Genomic DNA, 252 nt, shown 5'->3' with positions numbered 1-252 from the left:
CGTCCCCGGCCTCCAGCACCACCACGTCGCCCGGCACCAGGTCCCGGGCGGGCACATCCAGCCGCCTGCCGTCGCGCAGCACCCGGCAGGCGTGGGGCACCATGGCCTCCAGCGCCTGGGCCGTCCGCTCGGCCGAGTACTCCTGCGCGAAGCCGATGGCGGCGTTCAGCACCACGACGCCCAGGATCGCCACTGCCAGCTGAAGAGTGCCCACGTCACGCGGCTCTTCCAGCCAGTAGGCCAGGAAAGTGA

At 72.2% G+C, this 252-nt stretch carries 1 protein-coding gene; it reads right to left on the bottom strand.

The window, feature by feature from the left end; all coding sequences use genetic code 11:
- Positions 1-252 (bottom strand): hypothetical protein (locus RB628_RS42115; RefSeq protein WP_318325855.1); only part of this gene is annotated, 252 nt, incomplete at both ends.

It is taken from the genome of Streptomyces sp. ADMS (genome assembly GCF_033441795.1).
In the GTDB taxonomy this organism is placed as follows: Bacteria; Actinomycetota; Actinomycetes; order Streptomycetales; family Streptomycetaceae; genus Streptomyces.
Note: the sequence above shows the minus strand (reverse complement) of the source record. Positions and strands in the feature narration are given on the sequence as shown.